Origin of the sequence: Nocardia sp. NBC_01730, assembly GCF_035920445.1 — a bacterium.
In the GTDB taxonomy this organism is placed as follows: Bacteria; Actinomycetota; Actinomycetes; order Mycobacteriales; family Mycobacteriaceae; genus Nocardia.
The window spans coordinates 5,477,092-5,498,811 of record NZ_CP109162.1; the positions used below are offsets into that span (position 1 = coordinate 5,477,092).

The 21,720-nt window shown below is 65.1% G+C and carries 21 protein-coding genes, 1 pseudogene and 1 riboswitch; of the genes and pseudogenes, 12 read left to right on the top strand and 10 right to left on the bottom strand.

Annotated features, from left to right (window positions below; translation table 11 throughout):
* The first annotated feature begins 88 nt into the window (after window positions 1-88).
* From OHB12_RS22715 to thiC, 4 genes are all read left to right on the top strand, one after another.
* A complete protein-coding gene (locus OHB12_RS22715; RefSeq protein WP_327110602.1) occupies window positions 89-1,285 on the top strand; it encodes a homogentisate 1,2-dioxygenase in 1,197 nt (398 codons plus the stop codon).
* Complete coding sequence (gene fahA / locus OHB12_RS22720; protein ID WP_327110603.1) at window positions 1,282-2,460, top strand: fumarylacetoacetase; 1,179 nt, start codon at window positions 1,282-1,284, stop codon at window positions 2,458-2,460. Before OHB12_RS22715 ends, fahA begins: the two co-directional genes overlap by 4 nt.
* Window positions 2,461-2,616: 156 nt before the next feature.
* Window positions 2,617-3,198, top strand: a complete 582-nt coding sequence (locus OHB12_RS22725) for a TerD family protein (protein ID WP_327110604.1) — start codon at window positions 2,617-2,619, stop codon at window positions 3,196-3,198.
* Between the two features lie 98 nt (window positions 3,199-3,296).
* Window positions 3,297-3,420: riboswitch (TPP riboswitch) on the top strand.
* Window positions 3,411-5,126, top strand: a complete 1,716-nt coding sequence (gene thiC, locus OHB12_RS22730) for a phosphomethylpyrimidine synthase ThiC (protein WP_327110605.1) — start codon at window positions 3,411-3,413, stop codon at window positions 5,124-5,126. It overlaps the preceding riboswitch by 10 nt.
* Before the next feature lie 72 nt (window positions 5,127-5,198).
* On the opposite strand, the gene OHB12_RS22735 is transcribed toward thiC, so the two are convergent.
* The 6 genes from OHB12_RS22735 to OHB12_RS22760 form a co-directional block, all read right to left on the bottom strand.
* On the bottom strand, window positions 5,199-6,437 hold the full coding sequence (locus tag OHB12_RS22735; RefSeq protein ID WP_327110606.1) for an FxsB family cyclophane-forming radical SAM/SPASM peptide maturase: 1,239 nt from the start codon (window positions 6,435-6,437) through the stop codon (window positions 5,199-5,201).
* A gap of 75 nt (window positions 6,438-6,512) precedes the next feature.
* Window positions 6,513-6,668, bottom strand: coding sequence for a hypothetical protein (locus OHB12_RS22740; RefSeq protein WP_327110607.1), 156 nt, complete (start codon window positions 6,666-6,668; stop codon window positions 6,513-6,515).
* Between the two features lie 216 nt (window positions 6,669-6,884).
* Complete coding sequence (locus OHB12_RS22745; protein WP_327110608.1) at window positions 6,885-8,126, bottom strand: MFS transporter; 1,242 nt, start codon at window positions 8,124-8,126, stop codon at window positions 6,885-6,887.
* Complete coding sequence (locus tag OHB12_RS22750; RefSeq protein WP_327110609.1) at window positions 8,123-9,913, bottom strand: HEXXH motif domain-containing protein; 1,791 nt, start codon at window positions 9,911-9,913, stop codon at window positions 8,123-8,125. Before OHB12_RS22750 ends, OHB12_RS22745 begins: the two co-directional genes overlap by 4 nt.
* 14 nt (window positions 9,914-9,927) lie before the next feature.
* A complete protein-coding gene (locus OHB12_RS22755; protein WP_442799832.1) occupies window positions 9,928-11,151 on the bottom strand; it encodes an FxsB family cyclophane-forming radical SAM/SPASM peptide maturase in 1,224 nt (407 codons plus the stop codon).
* On the bottom strand, window positions 11,078-11,323 hold the full coding sequence (locus OHB12_RS22760) for a hypothetical protein (protein WP_327121801.1): 246 nt from the start codon (window positions 11,321-11,323) through the stop codon (window positions 11,078-11,080). The genes OHB12_RS22755 and OHB12_RS22760 overlap by 74 nt, the downstream gene beginning before the upstream one ends.
* 734 nt (window positions 11,324-12,057) lie before the next feature.
* Between OHB12_RS22760 and OHB12_RS22765 the strand changes: the two genes are divergently transcribed.
* Window positions 12,058-13,044 carry an AraC family transcriptional regulator ligand-binding domain-containing protein gene (locus tag OHB12_RS22765; protein WP_327110610.1) on the top strand — a complete coding sequence of 329 codons (987 nt, stop codon included), beginning with the start codon at window positions 12,058-12,060 and terminating at the stop codon, window positions 13,042-13,044.
* A gap of 6 nt (window positions 13,045-13,050) precedes the next feature.
* Window positions 13,051-13,116, top strand: a pseudogene (locus OHB12_RS36430) (phosphomethylpyrimidine synthase ThiC); the annotation flags it as partial.
* Here the strand turns inward: OHB12_RS36430 and OHB12_RS22770 are convergent.
* Window positions 13,110-13,517, bottom strand: a complete 408-nt coding sequence (locus OHB12_RS22770; RefSeq protein WP_327110611.1) for a VOC family protein — start codon at window positions 13,515-13,517, stop codon at window positions 13,110-13,112. The pseudogene OHB12_RS36430 and the gene OHB12_RS22770 overlap by 7 nt on opposite strands.
* A 57-nt stretch (window positions 13,518-13,574) precedes the next feature.
* Between OHB12_RS22770 and OHB12_RS22775 the strand changes: the two genes are divergently transcribed.
* Both OHB12_RS22775 and OHB12_RS22780 read left to right on the top strand, forming a co-directional pair.
* A complete protein-coding gene (locus OHB12_RS22775; RefSeq protein ID WP_327110612.1) occupies window positions 13,575-14,081 on the top strand; it encodes a MarR family winged helix-turn-helix transcriptional regulator in 507 nt (168 codons plus the stop codon).
* Window positions 14,082-14,151: 70 nt separating this feature from the next.
* Window positions 14,152-14,901 (top strand): polysaccharide lyase family 7 protein, encoded by a 750-nt coding sequence (locus OHB12_RS22780; protein ID WP_327110613.1) that lies wholly within the window; start codon window positions 14,152-14,154, stop codon window positions 14,899-14,901.
* Between the two features lie 96 nt (window positions 14,902-14,997).
* Here OHB12_RS22780 and OHB12_RS22785 read toward each other — a convergent pair whose 3' ends face one another.
* A complete protein-coding gene (locus tag OHB12_RS22785; protein WP_327110614.1) occupies window positions 14,998-15,555 on the bottom strand; it encodes a TetR/AcrR family transcriptional regulator in 558 nt (185 codons plus the stop codon).
* Window positions 15,556-15,594: 39 nt separating this feature from the next.
* Here OHB12_RS22785 and OHB12_RS22790 point away from each other — a divergent pair, with 39 nt between their 5' ends.
* Window positions 15,595-16,839 carry a KasA/KasB family beta-ketoacyl-ACP synthase gene (locus tag OHB12_RS22790; RefSeq protein WP_327110615.1) on the top strand — a complete coding sequence of 415 codons (1,245 nt, stop codon included), beginning with the start codon at window positions 15,595-15,597 and terminating at the stop codon, window positions 16,837-16,839.
* 95 nt (window positions 16,840-16,934) lie between these two features.
* Complete coding sequence (locus tag OHB12_RS22795) at window positions 16,935-17,726, top strand: thioesterase family protein (RefSeq protein WP_327110616.1); 792 nt, start codon at window positions 16,935-16,937, stop codon at window positions 17,724-17,726.
* A 20-nt stretch (window positions 17,727-17,746) separates the two neighbouring features.
* On the opposite strand, the gene OHB12_RS22800 is transcribed toward OHB12_RS22795, so the two are convergent.
* Window positions 17,747-18,394: a TetR/AcrR family transcriptional regulator gene (locus tag OHB12_RS22800; RefSeq protein ID WP_327110617.1), complete on the bottom strand. Its 648-nt coding sequence runs from the start codon at window positions 18,392-18,394 to the stop codon at window positions 17,747-17,749.
* An 87-nt stretch (window positions 18,395-18,481) separates the two neighbouring features.
* Between OHB12_RS22800 and OHB12_RS22805 the strand changes: the two genes are divergently transcribed.
* Together OHB12_RS22805 and OHB12_RS22810 are read left to right on the top strand one after the other, a co-directional pair.
* The gene (locus OHB12_RS22805; protein ID WP_327110618.1) at window positions 18,482-19,639 is read left to right on the top strand and encodes an epoxide hydrolase family protein; all 1,158 of its coding nucleotides are present in this window, start codon (window positions 18,482-18,484) and stop codon (window positions 19,637-19,639) included.
* A 177-nt stretch (window positions 19,640-19,816) separates the two neighbouring features.
* Window positions 19,817-20,440: an NAD(P)-dependent oxidoreductase gene (locus OHB12_RS22810; RefSeq protein ID WP_327110619.1), complete on the top strand. Its 624-nt coding sequence runs from the start codon at window positions 19,817-19,819 to the stop codon at window positions 20,438-20,440.
* Window positions 20,441-20,522: 82 nt separating this feature from the next.
* Here the strand turns inward: OHB12_RS22810 and OHB12_RS22815 are convergent, their stop codons facing one another.
* The gene (locus OHB12_RS22815; protein ID WP_327110620.1) at window positions 20,523-21,662 is read right to left on the bottom strand and encodes a GTP-binding protein; all 1,140 of its coding nucleotides are present in this window, start codon (window positions 21,660-21,662) and stop codon (window positions 20,523-20,525) included.
* Window positions 21,663-21,720 lie beyond the last annotated feature (58 nt).

Below are 21,720 nucleotides of genomic sequence, written 5' to 3' on the forward strand. Positions count from 1 at the left end.
AACCAGCTCGCGTTTCCGCTCCTCCCTCCACCCTGATCACTACGATAGTGCTCAACTATCCGACCACCGGCTCGGCGGAGGAACGGTTATGGCGTTCTATCGGCATGTGGGTGCGGTGCCGCCGAAGCGGCACACCCAGCATCGCGACGAGCTGGGTCGGCTCTACTACGAGGAGCTGATGGGCGAGGAGGGGTTCTCCGGCGACTCCGCACTGCTCTATCACCGAGGACTGCCGCCCGCGATCGTCGATTCGGCGGTGTGGGAGCTGCCCGATCAGACCACCACGCCGAATCATCCACTGCGCCATCGACACCTCCGTCTGCACACTCTGTTTCCCGGCGATGTCCCGGCCGAGACCGATCCGGTCACCGGGCGGCGCCTGCTGCTCGGCAACGCGGACGTGCGGATCTCCTACGTAGTCGCCAAGGGCGGCTCGCCGCTGTACCGCAACGCGATCGGCGACGAGCTGGTGTATGTGGAGTCCGGAGCCGCGATGGTCGAAACGGTCTTCGGCACGCTGCCCGCACGCCAGGGTGACCAGGTGCTCATCCCGCGCGCTACCACCCATCGCTGGCTGCCCACCGGACAGGAACCATTGCGTGCCTATGTGATCGAGGCGGCAAGTCACATCACACCACCGAAGCGCTACCTGTCCAAGTTCGGGCAGTTGCTCGAACACGCCCCCTACTGCGAGCGCGACCTACACGGACCGACCGAGACGATTACCGCCACCGGTACCGACGTGGAGGTGCTGGTGAAGCACCGGCCCGGTGGAAAGGTGGTCGGCACCCGATTGGTCTACGCGACCCATCCGTTCGACGTGGTCGGCTGGGACGGCTGCCTGTACCCGTTCACCTTCAATATCGGCGATTTCGAGCCGATCACCGGCCGCATCCATCAGCCTCCGCCCGCCCATCAGGCGTTCGAAGGCGGCAACTTCGTCATCTGTAATTTCGTGCCGCGCAAGGTGGACTACCACCCGCTGTCGATTCCGGTCCCGTACTACCACTCCAACGTGGACTCGGACGAGATCATGTTCTACTGCGGGGGAAACTATGAGGCGCGCAAGGGATCCGGCATCGAGCAGGGCTCGGTGTCGGTGCACCCGGGCGGCTACGCCCACGGACCACAGCCCGGTGCCTATGAGAACAGCATCGGACTCGAGTTCTTCGACGAACTGGCGGTCATGGTCGACACCTTCCGCCCGCTGGAACTCGGTGCGGCCGCACTCGCCTGCGAGGACCCGACCTACGCCTGGACCTGGTCGGGACGGGGACCCGCATGAGGACCAGGGTCGAGGTACCCGCGGAATCCTTGTTCGGGCCGGACAACCTGCCCTACGGCGTGTTCGCGCCGGAGGGCCAGGATTTCCGAGTGGGCGTGCGGCTCGGCGACCAGGTTATCGATCTCGCTGCGACACTGGATGATTCGGTGTTCGCCTCGCCCGGCCTGAATGCCTTCCTCGGGCAAGGCCTCGAGCGGTGGAACGAGGTGCGCGAGCGGATACGCGAACTGGTCGACGACGAGATCGACAGTGCCGCAATATATTCGCTGACCGACGTGAAGCTTCGCCTGCCCGTGCACATCGGCGACTACGTGGACTTCTACGCGAGCATCGATCACGCCACCAACCTCGGCCGCCTGTTCCGGCCGGACGGCGAACCGCTACTGCCCAACTGGCGCCACCTACCGGTCGGCTACCACGGCAGGGCAGGCACCGTGGTGGTTTCCGGCACCGAGGTGGTTCGTCCATGCGGCCAGCGCGGAACCGAATCGGGAAGCCCGCATTTCGGCCCTTCCCGACGGCTGGATATCGAGGCGGAACTGGGCTTCCTGATCGGCGTCGGCTCCCGGCTCGGCGCACCGGTCGACATCGGCGAGTTCGGTGACCGGGTATTCGGCGTCACGCTGGTCAACGACTGGTCGGCCCGGGATATCCAGGCGTGGGAGTATCAGCCGCTGGGACCGTTCCTCGGCAAGTCGTTCGCGACCTCGATCTCGGCCTGGGTGACGCCGCTGGCCGCGCTGGAGACCGCCCGAATACCGCTGCCCGAACAGTCACCCGAACCGCTCCCTTATCTCCGGGAGACGAAAAGGTGGGGCCTCGACATCGATCTCACCGTCGCCTGGAACGGCCAGGCCGTCTCGTACCCGCCCTACGCCCGGATGTATTGGTCGCCGGCGCAAATGCTGGCACATCTCACGGCGAACGGCGCGTCCACCCGCACCGGCGACCTGTACGCCTCCGGCACCATCTCCGGCCCGGAGCCGAGTGAGCGCGGCTCGTTCATCGAATTGTCCTGGGGCGGTGCAGAATTGGTCATTGTGAATGGCCAGAAACGCACCTTCCTCGAGGATGGGGACGAGGTGACCATCACCGCGTCGGCCCCGGGCCCGGACACGGCCCGGATCGGATTGGGCGAGGTAAAGGGCCGCATCCTGCCCTCCCGCCCGCGCTGACATCCCACAATCGAGGGCTTCGCAGCACGGCGTCCGTGTCCGGAAGGAAGCAGTTGCCGAGGCTCCACTTGGCGCTGCCTGACGTCCTGCGGCGCCCCGCAACCAGGGACAACGCGGCTCCCCATGATGATCTCGAATCGCCGGTAATCTGAGGCCATGATCACGCTAAAAAAGGAAGACGGCGCTGCGGATCTCGCCGGCATCACCAAACTGAGTGTCGGGGTGAGTTGGGATCCGTCGGCGGGTACCAGCGGCGGAGCACTCGGCTGGGCACGCCGCAAGCGCGGTGTCGACCTGGATTTGATCGCCATTCTCATGCAGGGCAGCGAGCCGGTCCGGTTCGCCGGACTGGATTCCCTCGACCCGCTGGGCAATAGCTCGGTCCTGCACTCCGGCGACGAACAGACCGGTGCGGCCACCGGTGACGACGAGACCGTCACCGTCACCTTCGCGGACGTGCCGGGCGGCATCGACGCCATCGTCTTCGTCGCCGCCGCGTTCAAGAAGGGCAGCTCCTTCGAAAAGGCGAACAACATTTCGTTCAAGGTCTACGACGCGACCGGCGGCAGCACCCAGCAGGTCGCCGACATCTGGCCGTCACTGCTCGGCAACGACAACGCCAACGCCGTCGCCCGCGCCTTCCGCAACGGCAACGCCTGGCAGCTGGAGGTGCTGAACCGCAAAGGCAAGATCAAGCAGGGCGACAAGCAAGCCCTGCTCCAGTTCGCCATGCAGTAAAGGCACCTGTCCGAACCCGCCGCCGACGGCGCCGGAGTGGATCGTGTCGATCGCCCGGCGCGCGCTCGGCGTGAGCGGGTATGGTCGGGCGGGAAATTTCACAAGCCAACGGGGGCTCGCACCAGCGGGCTGAGAGGACGGCTAGCCGAACAGGCGTCAGGGCCGTCGACCGTATGAACCTGACCGGGTAATGCCGGCGTAGGGAGGAAAAGATGGCATCCAGTGCTGCGTCCGACGGTGGCTCCGCGACCGTCGACAGCGTCACCACCGGCCCGATCGAGGGCAGCGTCAAGCACTACCTCGAGGTCGACGACCTGCGCATCCCGGTGCGCCGGATCAACCTGACCAACGGCGAGCACTTCGACGTCTACGACACCTCGGGCCCGTACACCGACGACACAGCAACGATCGACCTCGAAACCGGTCTACCGAAGCTGCGCGATACGTGGACCGAGCCCGAGGCTGTGTCCAAAGCGGCATCCGCGGGCCCCTCCGTGGTTACGCGCACTGCCGCCTCCGGGCCCGCCGGTGGCCAGCGCACCCAGCTCGCCTGGGCGCGGCAGGGCATCATCACGCCCGAGATGCGGTTCATCGCGGCGCGCGAAGGGGTTTCGCCGGAGCTGGTGCGCGACGAGGTGGCCGCGGGCCGCGCGGTGATCCCGGCCAACCACAAGCACCCCGAGCTCGAGCCGACCATCATCGGTAAGAAGTTCCTGGTCAAGATCAACGCGAATATCGGCAACTCGGCCGTCTCCTCCTCGATCGCCGAGGAGGTGGAGAAGATGGTGTGGGCCACCCGCTGGGGCGCCGACACCATCATGGACCTGTCCACCGGCAAGAACATCCACGAGACGCGCGAGTGGATCCTGCGCAACTCCCCGGTCCCGGTGGGCACCGTGCCGATCTATCAGGCGCTGGAAAAGGTGAACGGTGATCCGACCGCGCTCACCTGGGAGATCTACCGCGACACCGTAATCGAGCAGTGTGAGCAGGGCGTCGACTACATGACCGTGCACGCCGGCGTGCTGCTGCGCTACGTGCCGCTGACCGCCAAGCGAGTCACCGGTATCGTCTCGCGCGGCGGGTCGATCATGGCGGCGTGGTGCCTGGCCCACCACCGAGAATCGTTCCTGTACACGCACTTCGAGGAACTATGCGAGATCCTCGCGCGCTACGATGTCACGTTTTCCCTCGGCGACGGACTGCGTCCCGGCTCGATCGCGGACGCCAATGACGAGGCGCAATTCGCCGAGCTGCGCACGCTGGGCGAGCTGACGAAGATCGCGAAATCCCATGGCGTACAGGTGATGATCGAGGGCCCCGGGCACGTGCCGATGCACAAGATCGTAGAGAACGTGCGGCTCGAAGAGGAGCTGTGCGAGGAGGCGCCGTTCTACACCCTCGGCCCGCTCGCCACCGACATCGCGCCCGCCTACGACCACATCACCTCGGCGATCGGCGCAGCGATCATCGCGCAGGCAGGCACGGCCATGCTCTGCTACGTCACGCCGAAGGAGCACCTCGGCCTGCCCAACCGCGACGACGTGAAGGTGGGCGTGATCACCTACAAGATCGCCGCCCACGCGGCCGATCTGGCAAAGGGACATCCGCACGCGCAGGACCGGGACAACGAATTGTCCAAGGCGCGTTTCGAATTCCGCTGGCGCGACCAGTTCGCGCTGTCCCTCGACCCGGATACCGCACGCGACTACCACGACGAGACGCTGCCCGCCGAGCCCGCCAAGACCGCGCACTTCTGCTCGATGTGCGGCCCGAAATTCTGTTCGATGCGCATCTCGGCAGATGTCCGCGAGTACGCGGCGCGCCAGGGCCTGACCGACGCCGAAGCGCTCGAGGCAGGCATGGCGGAGAAGTCCGCCGAGTTCGCCGACAGCGGCAACGCCGTCTATCTGCCCGTCGTCTCTTGACGTCCTCCCCCGCCTGAAGGCGGGGGATTCCGGTCTGGGTGGCTCACGCCGCGCTTCCGGTGGGTTCCTCCCCTATCTCCCGATCGCCGCGGTGGCGTCGGCTCGGATTCGGGATTCGATGTGCCGAATCAGTTTGGTCAGGTCCGCGCAGTACACCGAGGGGTTGCGGAACCCGTCGCCTTCCCGGTACCGGGTGACGTAATGGCCGCCGCCGCATACGGTGTGGATCGGGCAGGACCGGCAGGTGTCGCTCAGCGCGTCGACCCCGATCTGGCGGGCAACCATGGCCGGCTCCACCATCGCCTGATCGAGCGGATTACCGTGACCGGTCGCGTGCAGTTTGGTGGCCCCGGAGAAAGCCGACTTCAAATCGTCGATCTGCTCCACGGTACCGTCGGTTTCGATCACCGCGATCCGGATCGGCCCCAGCCCGAATACTTCCGATGCCACGGTCCCGCCGAGGAGTAGGTCGATGATGTTCTCGAACATTCTGATCCGAGTTTCCAACTGCGGCGCACCGTACCAATGATCGAAGATCGTGATCAGCCAGTCCGCGTAGGGAGTGCTGTCCGGATCGTCGGAAAAACCGGGCGGAGGCGTCGTCCAATTGCCATGCGGTATTTCGAAATTGATTGCCAGCGGCTGAAAGGCGAGCATGCCTCGGTACGTTTGCAGCGGGTCATTTGCGAGGTCGATGACGCAGAGCAGACCCGCGAACAGGTGGCGCCGATCGCCGACCATCAGCTTTTCGACGCCAGCTGCGACCCGGGCGTAGGTCCCGGCGCCGCGTCGATCCCGGCGGTGGCGATCATGGCCGTGCTCATCGCCGTCGAGACTGACCGTGACACAGATGTCCCACTCATCGCAGATACGCAGGAACTCGTCATCGAGCAGCACGCCGTTGGTCTGCAGGACGATCCGGACAGTGCTGATCGGATCCAGTATCGCCCGGGCACGCGATGCGAAGTATTCGAAGTTACGGTGGCCTGCCAAAAGCGGTTCGCCGCCGAAAAAATTCAGGTTCAACACCGGGACCTCGAACCGCCGAGCATGATCAGCGATCATCAGGCAGGTGTCGTCGAAGGTCTTGCGGCTCATCGTCATCGGCTGGTCACGCCAACTCTGATCGGCCATCTCATAGAGATAGCAGTAGTCGCAAGCCAGATTGCATCGACTGTGCAGCTTGATGATGTAATCCAGGAACGGAAGGGTTTTCCATCCGTTGCCGAGCAACTCGGCAACATCCAATCCGTTTTCGGGCCAGGGCTTCCGCACTACAGGCAGTCCCAGCGCCACCGATGTCGGTTTCATGCTGTGTTCCCTCGACTGGTGGGGAAGAACGGTCACGGGTGGCCTGGCCACTGGCCCGTGACCGCCCCTACACGGTTAGAGCTGCTTCGGGCCGTTGATGAACGACTTGAAGCTACCGCGTGTTTCGGATCGAGACTCCATCTGGCGTTCCAGTGCGAAACGCAGAGCCGGGCTGACGTTATCCATCAACTGCTCGGGCTCGACTTCGGTGATTTCCGAAAGATTGAGCATCAAATAACTCCTTGGATTAGGACTACTTGTGACCGTTGATCAACGACTTGAAGCCGTTGTAGAAGACGGTCGGGTCTGATATCAGGTGTCGCTTCGACGCGGAGCGCAGATACGGTCCGACGTCGCGCATGAGCTACTCGGAGCCTCCCTGCGATTTCGAAATTTTCATAGCCTCCTGTTCACGTTGCGGGAATTCGAACCGGAACCCATCGGGATTTACGGCGACGGCCCCGATGCCGCCACCAAGGAGGTTCTCGGACGCTGGGATGCACGGCTGGCGCCGACCGCGAGGATGAACATTGCTGCCAGGGTCACCCACCGCACCACTCCGGACCCGAACGTGGCGAGCAGATAGCCGGCGGCGAGCGCACCCAACGCAACCGCACTGTTGCTGACCAGACGCATGGCGGCAAGTGCGCGGCCGAGTGTATGTTTCGGAATGATGGCGACCCGGTACAGGGTCAACGCGACATTCGATACGACGCCGACTCCGCCGACTCCGCCCCAGCACACCGCAAGCACAATCGGGTTGTCGCTCACCGCTATCGGCACGAGCAGCACCGTCCACACCCACAGGCTGGCGCGATAGACCAGCCGTGCCGACAATCGGGCGGTAAACCAGGGGGCGCCGACCGCACCCAGGATTCCTCCGATGCCTGCGGCCGAGAGCACGACGCCGATGGTCCACGCTGGGTACCCGGTCGTCTGCAACTCGAACAGAAGCAGCAGGAGAACGATCTGGATGATCAGATTCGACATGCCGATCGTCGCGGTTGATGCCCGCAGTAACGGCTCGTGCCACACGACACGCATGCCGGCGCCGATGTCGCGCAGCTCAGATCGAGATGCCAGGTCGGCGGGCGCCGAGCGGGTCCGGTTCGGACGAATCAGCGCCAGGGCGACCAGACAGTACAAGTATGTGGCTGCGTCGACGATGAACGGAAGCCAGCGCGCCAGACCGTAGATCGTGCCGCCGGCAGCCCGCCCGAGCAGCAAAGCAATGGGCTGTTCGGCCTCGAGGAAGGCGAACGCCGCGGGACGTTGCTCGGCGGACAAGACATCCTGTATTGCACCGAGTTCACAGACCTCGACGAAGACGTACACCGTCCCCTCGACGAAAGCCGCTACCGCGACCAGCGTGCCGAGATGCCGCGCCTCGACAAGCACCGAAGTGGCCACCAAGCAGACTGCCAGCAGCCCGACGACCTGGCAGATCATCAGGATACGCAGCCGATCGAAACGGTCCGCGGCAATACCCGACGGAATCTGGAAGATCAGAATCGGCGCACCGAGCGCGAACCCGACCCATCCCGCCGCGGCGGGCGAATCCGTCGTGGCAAGCACGAGCAGCGGATAGGCGATTCGCGCTCCGTGAAATCCCACCAGCGACATCGCATTGCCGGACCACAGCAGAAAGAAGCTCCGGTTGCGGGACAGCTGTGATTCATCAATCATCATTCATCGGACGATTCGGGATTCGACAACCATCGCAGCAGATCCACGACGTCGGTATCGCGATCAACCGCGTGATACAGATGGGCCGCCATCTCGGCACGGTCGGTGAGGATTCCGAAGTCGCTGTCCGGGAACAACGTGGGAAGCACCAGCGCCAGCCCGGCCCACAACTGCGGCCGGAGCGGGTCTTGCCGCAGTTCCTGGGTGTAGCTCGTGAACGCCGCGGAGATGTCGCCGGACAGGTACAGCCGGTCACCTTCGGGCTGGTCCGGGCTCGACAGCTCCTCGATGTCGGCGCTGTCGAGCGACTTCAACTGAGCCGAAAGACGAAGGCTACGATAGCGATCGGGAATGCAGTGCTGATCGGTCCAGGTTTCGGGGGGCAGAATCCGAGGGCCGGGTCGCCCCGAGGCCCACCGCGTGGAGAGCCAGGCGAGATCGTCCGCCGCCGGCCGCCGGTTCCGCACCTGCCAGAATGTCCGATGGGCGATCGTCACCTCCGATACCGCCAGGCGGACATCCGCTGGAATGTTCTCGTCGGCCCACGGCCGGATGGCCGCTGCGAGCGCATCGAGGAAACGCTCACCCTCTGTGGTGAGCAGGCCGGACGTGATCACCTGTGCCACCGCCGTTTCCAGCTGCACACGTCCGAGCTCGAAGTCCACGTGCGCCTGCCTGGACCCGTGGCAACTCGTATGGCGGTGCACTCGCCAGAAATCGATGACGCCGGTGAACGCATAGATCCCGTGCAGCAGACCGAAGATCGGGCGTGGGTCCTCACGCCAGGGCGCATAGCATCGAAAGAATGGATCCGGCTCTGTCAGCAGGAGAACCTGATCGGTCAGCAGGGTGAACTTCGTGTGCTGGATCTCATGAATCAGCGTAAGCGCCAGCTGGCACGGATCGGCGGGGGCTGTGGTGTACACGCAGCCGACTCCGCCGTACGCGGTGTGGCTCGTGCTGGCCACGAGGGGCTGGGTACTGAGCGGAACCACCATTTTCAGGCACTCGCGCATCGGCGCCAGATACCGGTCGAAATCGTGATGTAGCAGTTCCCACGCCGCCGCGAAGTCTGCTTGCCACCGCTCAGTTTGCGCCGCGGTGAGCCGCAGCGGCTCCAGGTGGCCAGGCGGCAGCTCGCGGAAGGGGTCGAGGTCGTCCAGAACAACCTCGACCGTGTGGTCGGCTCCCCATACGCGGCGCAACGGCAGCCATGCCGGATCGGAGTCGTGCTGCACGGACGGGATCCGAATAGCGGCCGTTTCGCCGGTGAAATGCAGCGAGCCGTTGCCGGACCAGTGCAGTGTGCAATGTCCGCAGTGATCCGACGGGCCGAGCAGCGCCATGCCGATACCCGGCAGCATCACGGAACCGTTGCGCACCACCAGCCTCATGGAACCCTCCGACCGACATCTGATGCCGACCGCCGCGGCAAGCCAACCCAGATATCCGCAGTCCGCCCACAGCGGAACCGCGGCATCGTCGGTGGACGTACGGATTCGCCGTAGTACACGGCCGAGCCAAATCCCGCCATGTGGGTAGGACAATGCGGCGGCCACCTCGGCGGGATATGAGTTCTGCGAATTCGCCAGGAACCGGTACGCGTCGAGAAGTCCTGCTTCATCGGCGATTTCGGGTGCCGCCGCGGTGACCTCTGCGACAAGGGTACGCAGCAGGATCACACGTCCGGTCGACATGCCGTCCATCAGCGCCGAAATATTGCCCCCGGTGCTGGTACCGAAGCTCGGATCGATGATGATGCCGTCGATCCGGTCGGCCGTTGCAGCCATTTCGTCCCCTGCCGCTAGCGCTCGAGAACGGACCCGACATCGGCCCGCACGCGCGATTCGATGTTTTGAATGAGCTTTCTGAGGTCGGCGCAGTACACCGACGGGTTTCGGAAGCCGGTATCCGCGCGATACCGGTGCACATAATGCCCACCGCCGCACACGGTGTGGACCGGGCATGCCAGGCAGCTGTCGGCGAGGGCGGCAAGGCCGATCTGCCGAGCCACGATGGACGGTTCCTGTAGCGCGAGGTCGAGCGGGTTACCCGGGCCGCGGATCGATAGCTTGGTGGCGCCATCGAACGCCGATTTCAATTCGTCGACCTGCTCCAGGCTGCCATCGGTTTCGATGACCACCAACCGAACGGCGTCGAGCCCAACGGCTTCCGAGGACATTCGGCCGCCAAGCAGCAGCTCGATGATATTGCCGAACAGTCGGACCGTGGTCTCTAATTCCGGTGCGCCGTACCAGCGCTCGAAGATCGCGATGAGCCAATCGGCGTAGGGCGTGACCGACTCGTCGGCGGTCTTTCCCGGTGGTGGCGTCTCCCAATTGCTGTGCGGCAGCATGAAATCTACGGCCGGCGGCTCGAACCTTGTCAGGGCCTCGTAAGTCTCCACCGGTTCGTTCTGGAGGTCGATCGTGCACAACAGGCCGGAGAACAGGTGCCGCCACTCGGGGGCCAGTAGTTGCGTCAGCCCGGCGACGACCTGCCGGTAGCTGCCCTCTCCGCGGCGGTCCAGCCGATGCCGGTCGTGTCCGCGCACGCTCCCGTCCAGGCTGACGCCGATTCGGATACCCCACTGATCACAGATGCGGAGGAACTCTTCGTCGATCAGCACGCCGTTGGTCTGAATACCGAACCGCACGTGTGTATCCGGTTCCAACGCGGCTCGCGCCGTCCGCGCGAAGTACTCGAGATTCCGTTTCCCGGCAAGCAACGGTTCACCACCATGGAACACGATATCCACCGCCGGAAGCGAATGCCGCTGTGCGTGTTCACGAATCATTCGACAGGTATCGTCGAAAACCCTCCGGCTCATGACTTTCGGCTGCTTCGACCAGCTCTGATCAGCCATTTCGTACATGTAGCAGTAATCACAGGCAAGATTGCAGCGACTATGAATCTTTACCACGTACTCCGTGAACGCCATCGGCTCCCAGCCGTCACGGATCAATGCGGCGACGTCCAATCCGGCAGCAGGCCAGGGCAATTGCGCCGTAGTTTGTTCCGTCGCCACCGGCGATCACTCCTTCTCGAATTGCATCCGCGATCGGGTCCGCTCCATGGAGCGGTCGGCCGAAGGAACTCGTACCTGTTTGAGTGACGTTACTTTCGAGATAGGAATCTTCGTCGCTCAGCACACCATCGGTCTGAATCCCCGACCGCACCTCGGCGATCGGCTTCAGCATCTCCGCGTTGTCCGAGCAAAGTAGTCCAGGCCCTGATACCCGACCAGGAGTAGCTCACGCCAACTCTGATCGGCCATATCGTAGACGTAGCAATAATCGCAGGCCGGATTACACCGGCTATGGATTTTCACGACGAATTCCATGAACGCCATCGGATCTCAACCGCTGCGGCACAGCTCAGCCATGTTCAATCCCGATACCGGCCATAGCGATTCAGCACGGAATACGCAGTCGACACCGGTATCGACTCCTCTTCCGCCCGCGAAGAACTGCGAATGACCATTCGTATCGAGCCACCCGCAAGTCCTTCCGATCGACGTGGTCTACTCGGCGGGGCTGATGAAGGAATTGAAACCGCCGCGTCGGTCCGCGTCGCTCGAGTGCTGCTCGAGTACTGCGCGCGGAGCAGGGCTCGAAGTGGCCATCAGTACCTCGGGATCCGCTCCGCAAGTTCGACAAGGTTTCCCATGACATACCTCATTTTCGTTCTCGGCCACCGCGTCTGACACTTCGCGGATGAGTAGATGATGACCGGCTGCCGCAGTACCGAGGAAGGACCGAACGCGCCGAGGAAGCGGACCGAATGCGCCAGTGTTGCACCGGCATCCGCTCCACACGCGAGATATGCCACCGCCGCCGGCGCGCAGCGCGGCCGATGATCGTCAGCACAGGGCAAGACGGGCCGCGTCGATGTATGATCGAGGCCCGCCAATGGCCCGCTCGAGAATCATCTGATGGATTCGGCAGATCTCATCCTTTTACCCAAACTCGCCCTCGACTACACCGGCCTGTCCGGTCCGGTTCGGCGGCAACTGGCCCGCGAGGCGGGCATACCTGAATGGATGTTGGACAGCACGCGGGTGGCCGTACCCAGCGACCGAAAAATCCGGTTGTGGGAGTTGGTCGAGCACGAACTCGCTGATCCGCACGTGGCACTGCGTGCCGGGCGATCGTGCGTTCCGGGGAGCTTCGGATTGATCGACTATCTGTTCATGACGGCACCGACCATAGCAGCGGGAATGACCCGAACAGTTGCCTACGTCAACGTTCTCTCCACCCATTGCATCCTGTCGGTGGTCGATGGGCCCGAGGAGATCGGCTTCGATCAGGACACGGCCTGCGGTGACGGACGAGGCAGAGAGCTGGCGACGCAGGTCGCGCTCGCCACCATGGTCGCACGGACCCAGCAGGGAACCGGTGGGGTGGTGAAGCCGGTGCGGGTCAGCTTCCGGCAGGCCGCGCCTCGACGGCACGATCAATTCGTCGAGACTTTCGGCACAACTCGGATCGAGTTCGGCGCTCCGACAGATCAGCTGATGTTCCGTGTCGCCGATATGGCACGGCCGCTCGCGACTGCCGACCCCATGCTGGCCGGGATTCTGCTCCAGCATGCCGAAACCGCAGCGGTGCGGCCACCCGCTGTGACGTGCTCTGAGCAACTGCACCACGTACTGCTCGCGTTGCTAGGTACCGGTCCGATCACTGTGGACCGCGCGGCATGCGGAATGGCAACGAGTGGCCGCAGTCTGCAGCGGCGACTTGCAGGAGAAGGCACCACGTGGCGCCGCGAACTCGACCGTGCTCGCCTTGCCTGGTTGGAAAACCAGAAGCCGCGTCCCGGCATGTCCCAGGACGATGTCGCCCGTCAACTCGGTTATTCCGATGCAAGGGCGTTCCGTCGTGCGCGGCAGCGGTGGTCAGCCGAAAGCGGTCGGAATTGACTCGCGCAGGCGGGCACGGCCATGCTCTGCTACGTCACGCCGAAGGAGCACCTCGGCAGCCCAGCTCAATAGGACTGGAGTTCCATCAGAGTTCCCTCGGGGTCACGCAGGTGCGCCGTGCGCAGGCCCGGACCCCACTCCGGCCGGTCGGCCGGCGGTGTGATCACGGACGCGCCGTGTCGGACGCACACTTCGGTACCAGCGTCGACATCCTGCACCCGGCAGACGAACATCACCGTGTCCTGGGCGGGTGCGGCCAGGACGTGGAGTCCGGCCGCGCCCGTGACCTCGGCCATCGCCGCGCGATCGAACAGCACCAGCACGGCTTCGTCGCCCACATCCCAGTTCGCGTACGGGCCCGCCGCAGTGCCTTTGATCAGCGTGGCACCGACCAACTCCGGCAGCACAGCCGCGTAGAACTCGAAGCACTCGGCGAAACGGGTGACCAGCAGTCTCGGATGTAGCGCGTCCACGACGTCCTCCAATTAGTAGGTTCACACCTATTGTAGGTTGGGCCCTATAATAGGAGGATGGAATCCGGACGCGCGCTGCCACCGAGCCTGCTCGACCTGGACATCTACCTGCTGTCGCGGGTCGGCAAGGCCGCACGCGGCCGATTCGCGGATCGCCTGTCGACCCGTGGACTGCGACTGTGGCACATGGCGATCCTCGCCGCACTGGCCGATTTCGGCCCGCATGCCCAACGCGATCTGGCCGAGCGGCTGTCCATCCACCCGAGCGACGTCGCCAAGATCGTCGACGAGCTGGAAGCCGCCGGACAGGTCGAACGCGCGCGCGACGACAGCGACCGCCGCCGAATCACCGTCCGCCTGACGCGAACCGGTCGCACGGCGCTGAAGGCACTCGACCACGAAGCCCACGAGATCAGCGACGAGATCCTCGCCCCGCTCACCCCTGCCGAGCGCACCCACTTGACCGTGATGTTGCAACGCCTTTTCGCGCACGCGTATCCGGATTCCGTTGCCGCTCCGGCACAGCGGTTCGTGCGTCTACTCGAAAGCGAAGACCTTGGTTGAGCGTTCTACCGGAACAAATTCACGAACTGCCCTCGCAGCCCGCGTCGTTAGTACGCTGAAGGTGTTGTCCGTGCTGCTGGGCGCGGCCGAGATCATGGTCACCGGAGCTTGTTCCTCGACTCCGTCCGCGCCAGTCGACTCGGCAAACGGGCGATCGACAGCACCGCTCGGAGGGGTACCGCTGAGCGGTTGGAAGCTCACATTGCCCGTGGCGGATTCGGGCCGCAAGGCGAAGATTATCGATCCAGCTGCCGTCACAGCCCCATGGTTGGCTCGCGACGGTGCCGGCAATCTGGCTTTCTGGGCGCCGGCCCGTGGTGTGACAACTTTCCATTCCGATCACCCTCGTACCGAATTGGACAGCCGCACCGAATTCAGAGCGGGTTCGAGCATTCACAACCTGCGGGCGAGCCTGTCGGTAACCCAGCTCCCCGACAAGAGCAAGAAGATCATCGTCGGCCAGATGCACGGTGCGGGAAGTATTTCCTCGGTGCCATTCGTGATGGTCGTCTACGACTCGGGAGCGCTCGACGTCGTCGTCAAGCAGAAGCAATCCGGATCCGAGGGAAACCGCGATTCGCTCTTGTCGAATGTTCCGCTCGGCGCCACGTTCGACTACAAGATCACTGACAATGGTGATGGCAGCTTGAGGTTCACCGCGACATATGGCTCGACTACGAACATGAGAAAGGTCGCACTGCCCGCATCGTTTTCCGATGCTGCCGTCCGGTTCCAGGCAGGTGATTATCAGCAGGACGACGTCGATGAGGACCCCTCCGACAGCGGTCGGGTTGTCTTCACTGCCCTGTCAGCCGACTGAACCGAAGTTCGTGCCGGACCAGTTTGCGATACACCTCGAGCCATCCCACGAAATTCCCAGCTATCCCGAGCCGACTACACAGTTGCCGATGATCGGCTAACGCACCATCTGCTCGATAAGGCGCCGGGCCGCGCGGTCGGTGCGTTCGACCTCGCCCGTGATCAGGCGGTCCTGGAGGATGCCGCGCAGCCCCGAAACCAGCAGAGTGGCAACGACTTCCGGGTCATCGATGGAATCGAGGCCACGCAGGCCTTCGACGAGCGCCGACACGAAGACGGCGATGGCGGAAGTGGCGTAGCGAATATACGGACTGTGCGGAGCACACGCCGCGCCGAGCACCTGGAGCATCACCTTGACGCTCGTGCTGCCTTCGCCCGAGGTGTTGGTGGTCCAGAAATCCCAGAGCCGGTCGCGCAGCGCGGAGGCGTCCTCGATGTCGGCGAACAGGGCCGCGATGTCGGGCCGCTGCGTCGCCAGCGCCTGAACCAGCAGCTCTTCCTTGGTCGTGAAGTAGTAGATCAGCATGCGCGAGCTGGTGCCGAGTTCGGCGGCGAGCGGGCGCAGAGACAGGTCCACGAGGCCGTGGCCGGCGATGTAGCGCACGACGGCGGCGAGCAGTTCGGCGCGTTTGGCGTGGTCGAGGGGGCGAGCCATGAGTTGACTGTAGCGACTGGTACAGGTATTGATGACATCGTGACTGTAACAATCGCTTCAGAAACTCGGGATTCGGTCGTCGTCACCGGTTACGCGGCTACTACGTCGCTCGCCGACGACATGGACGCGACCTGGTCCGAATTGCTGGCGGGCCATAGCGGCATCGGCGTGCTCGACGACGACTTCGTGGCCGAGTACGATCTGCCGGTCCGGATCGGCGGCAAGCTGAGGTCACAGCCCGGCGACCAGCTGACCCGTGTCGAGCAGCGCAGGCACTCCTATGTCGAGCAGATGGCGCTGGTGCTCGGACGCCGGGTCTGGCGCGCCGCGGGCACTCCCGAGCTGGACGGCGAGCGGCTGGCTGTCGCCATCGGCACCGGGCTCGGCGGTGGCGACGCGCTGATCAGCGCGGTCGACGCGATGCGCGACGGCGGGTACCGCAAGGTCTCGCCGATGTCGGTGCCGATGGTGATGCCGAATGGGCCCGCCGCAACAGTCGGCCTGGAAATCGGCGCGAAGGCCGGGGTCTTCGCGCCGGTCTCGGCCTGCTCGTCCGGTTCGGAGGCCATCGCGCACGCCTGGCGGCTGATCACCACCGGAGAGGCGGACGTCGTGGTGGCGGGCGGTGTCGAAGGGCACATCCACGCCGTACCCATCGCGAGCTTCGCGATGATGCGCGCGATGAGCACCCGCAACAACGAGCCGGAGCACGCTTCCCGCCCGTTCGACCGGGACCGCGACGGGTTCGTGTTCGGCGAGGCGGGCGCACTCCTGGTGCTCGAGTCGGAGCGGCACGCGCGAGCCCGCGGCGCCACCGTCCACGGTAGGGTGCTCGGCGCGGGCATCACCTCCGACGCCTACCACATCGTCGCCTCCGAGCCGGAGGGCGTCGGCGCCGCCCGCGCCATGCGCAAGGCCATGCACACTGCCGGACTTCAGGTTTCGGATATCCACCATGTGAACGCGCACGCCACGTCCACATCCATCGGCGATGCCTCGGAGGCGAATGCGATCGCGGCGGTCGTCCCCGACGCCTCGGTCTATGCCCCGAAATCCGCGCTGGGACACTCGATCGGGGCAGTCGGCGCCCTCGAATCGTTGATTACCATGCTGACCCTGCGCGACCAGACCGTCCCGCCCACATTGAATCTCGACAACCGCGATCCGGCGATCGATCTGGACATCGTCGCGGGCGGCCCGCGCACCCAGCGCATCGACTTCGCGCTGAACAACTCGTTCGGATTCGGCGGTCACAACGTCGCCCTCGCGTTCGGCCGGGTCTGACCGCGACCTCGGACCGGCACAGAGATACCGTCGTAACACAGCCCGAACAACTCGCCGACCCGGCACCGCGGCCGGTCCGAAGGACGGACAACGATGTGAGCGACGCCTTCTACCTGCCCGATCCGGCGAATCCGCAGCGATTCGTCTCGACCGAGCTCACCCGCGGTCCCTGGTCGCCGGACGCCCAGCACGCGGGGCCACCTTCGGCGCTGCTCGGTCACGTGATCGAGCGGTGCGAGCCGCGTACAGGGTTCCAGGTCGGGCGCGTCGCCGTCGAGATCCTCGGCCCGGTGCCGCTGGAGCCGCTCACGGCGAAGGCCCGCGTCGTGCGTCCCGGCCGCAGCGTCGAGATGATCGAGGCGGCGCTGTCAACGGATCGCGGGCCGGTGCTGCGGGCGAATGCCTGGCGGTTCAAGCTGGCCGAGCCGGAATTGGCACTACCCGAACGCTTCCTGCCGACCGGCGCCCGCCCCGGACCCGAGCAGGCGGCGCCCGCGCGATTCCCGTCCACCCAGCCGGTCGGCTTCCACACCGCCATCGACTACCGATTCGTCACCGGCTCTTTCACCGAACCGGGCCCGGCGATCTGCTGGATCCGGCTCAAATATCCCATCGTGGCGGGCACCACCCCGAGCCCGCTCGAGCGCACCCTCGCCGCAGCCGACTCCGGGAACGGCGTCAGCGCGGTCCTCGACTGGTCCCGCTTTCTGTTCATCAATACGGACCTGACAGTCACCCTGCATCGCCAGCCCGCGGGCGAATGGGTCTGCCTCGACGCCGTCACCCATCCCCAGCCGCACGGCATAGGTCTGGCCGAATCCGCCCTCTACGACGAAAAGGGTCCCCTGGGCCGCAGCACTCAGACCCTGTTCCTCGGTACCCGATAGTCGCTGCCCCGCTGGCGTGTTCACTGCCGCCGTTCCCAGCGCCAGGCGAACTCACCCGCCTCCGGCGGAGGGCCGGGCAGATCACCATCCGCGGCCAGGCCCGCCACCAGCATGGTGAGCACCCGACGGCGCAGCTGCGCGGTGCGCTCCCGGCCCGGGAGCACGACGGCCGAGCACGACTCCAGAATCAACCCGAGATCCTGCGGGTTCACGCCCCCGCGCAGCTTGCCGGTGGCATGCGCGCGGCGCACGATCTCCTCGGTCACCTCACCTGAGTGCATGACGTCGGACAGGATCGATTCGTCGGGAGTGAAGGTGCCCGCGAGGTGGACGGTCAGCGAGTGCACGTCCGCGTCGACCACCCGCTCCAGGAACCCAACCAGGCCGCGCCAGCCGTCCGAATCCTCCAGCGCCGCATCGGCTTCCGTGTTATAGCGGCGCAGGCCCTCGTGGCAGAGGGTGCGCAGCAGCACTTCCTTGCTCGGATAGCGGCGATACAACGCGCTGATCCCGACGCCCGCGTGTTCCGCGACGGCGGCGATGGGGGCATTGGCATCAGCAAGGAATACGGCGCGAGCGGCCTCCAGGATCAACCCGTCGTTGCGGGCCGCCTGTGCTTTGCGGCCGGGCAATGCCTTCTGAGCTGGGGCGTCGGATGATTTCGGCATGCGGTCCAGGTTAGCACTTGAAACGGAATGATCCGTTCTGCTATGGTTCAAACAGAACGAAGCATTCCGTTTCAAAAGGAGCGAAACATGACCGCGATCACCCCCTCCCGCATCGCCATCAAGCCCTTTCGGATCGACGTCCCGCAGGCCCAGCTCGACGATCTGACCGACCGCCTCCGCCGCGCCCTGTGGCCGAGCGAGCTGCCCGGTGTCGGCGATTCCTACGGTGTTCCTGGAGATCGCGTTCGGGCCCTCGCCGAGTACTGGGTGGAGCGGTTCGACTGGCGGGCGCTCGAAGCGAAGCTCAACGCCTACCCGCAGTTCACCACCGAAATCGACGGCGAAGACATCCACTTCTTGCATATCGAGTCCGCGCGGCCCGACGCCGTCCCGGTGATCCTCACCCACGGCTGGCCGGGCACCGTCCTGGAATTCCTGGACGTCATCGCGCCGCTGACCGCGCCGGATTCGGCCGACGTGCCCGCTTTCCACCTGGTCATCCCCTCGCTGCCCGGCTTCGGTTTCTCCGGCCCCACCCGAAGCACGGGCTGGAACCGCTACCGCACCGCCAAGGCGTGGGTGGAGCTGATGGACCGGCTCGGTTACCAGCGCTACGGCGCGATCGGGAACGACGCGGGCTCGATGGTCGCGCCCGAGATGGCCAAGATCGCGGCCGACCGGATGATCGGGGTGCACGTGACGCAGCTGTACTCGTTCCCGTCCGGCGACCCGGCCGAGTTCGAGGGGATGTCACAGGAGGACATGGCCGCGCTGCAGCATCTGCAGTGGTTCCACGACAACAAGATGGCGTTCAACATCCTGCACAGCCAGCAGCCGCAGACGCTGGCGTACGCACTTGCCGATTCGCCGGTGGGGCTGCTCGGCTGGAACGCGCAGCTGATGGGCGAGAGCCTGGACGAGGAGTTCGTGATCGGCAACGTGGCGATCTACTGGCTGACCGGCACCGCCGCCTCGTCCATCCGCTTCTACTACGAGGACGCCAACGCCACCGAGCAGCCGCAGGGTCCGACCACGGTGCCGACCGGATTGGCCATGTTCAAAGGTGACTTCCAGTCGATCCGCCGGTTCGCCGAGCGTGACCACGAGAACATCGTCCGCTGGAACTCCTACGACCCCGAACCTGTCGAGAGCAGCGCCAACGACGCGGCGGGCCACTACGCCGCACATGAGGCCCCGGAGTTGCTGGTTGACGACATCCGGCAGTTTTTCGCGGGTCTCGACTGAGCATTCCCACTCCTCGCACGGCCCGCCTCCCACGTTTCCGGTGGCGGGCCGTTCGCCTGTGCCGCTCGAGACACTCCCTTATGTCATCGAGACTCACGGCCATGGTTCGTCTCGCTTCCCGCTGATGTACTGGGTTTGCCAACAGCTCAACAGCTTTCAGCCAAGGAGAGACACATCATGAGAATCGCAGTCTTCGGAGCCACCAGCACCGTCGGTCGTCTGGTCGTCGAGCAGGCCGTGCGGGAAGGGCACGAGGTGACCGCGTTCACCCGGAGCGCGGCGAGCGTGGGGCAGCAGCACGAGCGGCTGAATATCGTGGAAGGCGACGTGCTGGACACGAATTCGGTAGAACGCGCGGTGCGCGGTCAGGACGCGGTGCTGATCTCGCTCGGCAACGGCCGCAAGGGCGTTGTCCGGGCGGAGGGCACGAAGGCGGTCATCGAGGCGATGAGCCGGACCGGGGTGAAGCGGCTGATCTGCCAGACCACGCTCGGCGTCGGCGACAGCAGGGGCAACCTGAACTTCCTGTGGAAGTACGTGATGTTCGGGCTGCTGCTGCGCCAGGCCTACGCCGACCATGTCGAGCAGGAGGAGTACGTCCGTGCCAGTGACCTGGACTGGACGATCGTGCGGCCGAGCGCCTTCACCGACGGACCGCGCACCGGCAGCTACCGCCGCGCATTCCCCGCGGGCGAGCAGGGCCTCGCCCTGAAGATCGCCAGGGCCGACATCGCGGACTTCATGGTCGAGCAGTTGTCCGACCCGACCTACCTCCGCCAGGCACCGGGCATCTCGAACTGAGGAAGGCCCACCATGCCGCGGCCTTCTCCGCCGCTTCCCACGCGACCCACGCACCGGAATCCGGGAGCGTGGGTCGCGGTCGTTACAGCGCGTGCTCGTGCAGCTCGCCCCAGGCTGGGAAGGGGTCGGGATACGCGGCCCATTCGGCCGGTCCCTCGGCGAACTCGGCGTCGGTGAGCAGGGCGTCGTCGAGCAGCGCACACACCCTGTCGCGGTCCAGCCTTATCCCGATGAAGACGATCTCCTGCCCCGGCCGCACCTCCAGCGACGACCACCAAGCGGCGGGTTCGAAGACCAGGTTGGGCCCGGCCTGCGACCAGACCGCGGCCAGCGACGACCGGCTCGCGATCCAGCAGAATCCCTTGCTGCGCAATAGACCTCGCAGCTGTTCCAATGCTTCGGACAAGCGCAGCGGATGGAACGGCCGGTCGGCGGTGTAAGTGAGGCTGCGGATGCCGTACTCCTCGGTCTCCGGCGTGTGCCCGCCCGCCAGCTCCTCCGCCCACCCCTCCGTCTCGGCGGCTACCACCGGGTTGTAGCGGCCGGTGTCGAGCACCTCGGCCAGATCGACGACGCCGTTGCTGGTACGCAGCAGGTGGGCGCGCGGATTGAGTGCGCGCACCGTGGCCTCCACTGCGCCCGCGGCCGCCTCGCTCACCAGGTCGGTCTTGTTGACCAGCAGCACGTCGGCGAACTCCACCTGATCCACGAGCAGGTCGGCGATGGTGCGCGCATCTCCCTCGCCAGCTTGCAGATTCCGCTCGGCCAGCGCTTGTCCGCGCGCCACCTCGGCGAGGAACGTCGAGGCGTCGACCACGGTCACCATGGTGTCCAGGCGCGCGATGTCACCGAGCGAGAACCCGTCCTCGAACTCCCAGTCGAAAGTCGCGGCCACCGGCATCGGCTCGGAAATGCCGGTCGACTCGATCACCAACTGGTCGAACCGGCCCTCCCTGGCGAGCCTGGCGACAGCCTCGATCAGATCCTCGCGCAGCGTGCAGCAGATGCAGCCGTTGGTCAGCTCGACCAGCTTTTCCTGGGTGCGATCGAGGTGGCCCTGCCCCGCGACCAGCGCGGCGTCGATATTGACCTCACTCATGTCGTTGACGATGACCGCCACCCGACGACCTTCTCGGTTGGCGAGGATGTGGTTGAGCAGCGTCGTTTTGCCCGCACCGAGAAAGCCGGACAGTACGGTGACGGGAAGCAGGTCCGATCTCATGGCTTTAATGATAACGATTTTCATTTACTGTCGCCGCCGGGGTCCCGGTTGCCCGTGG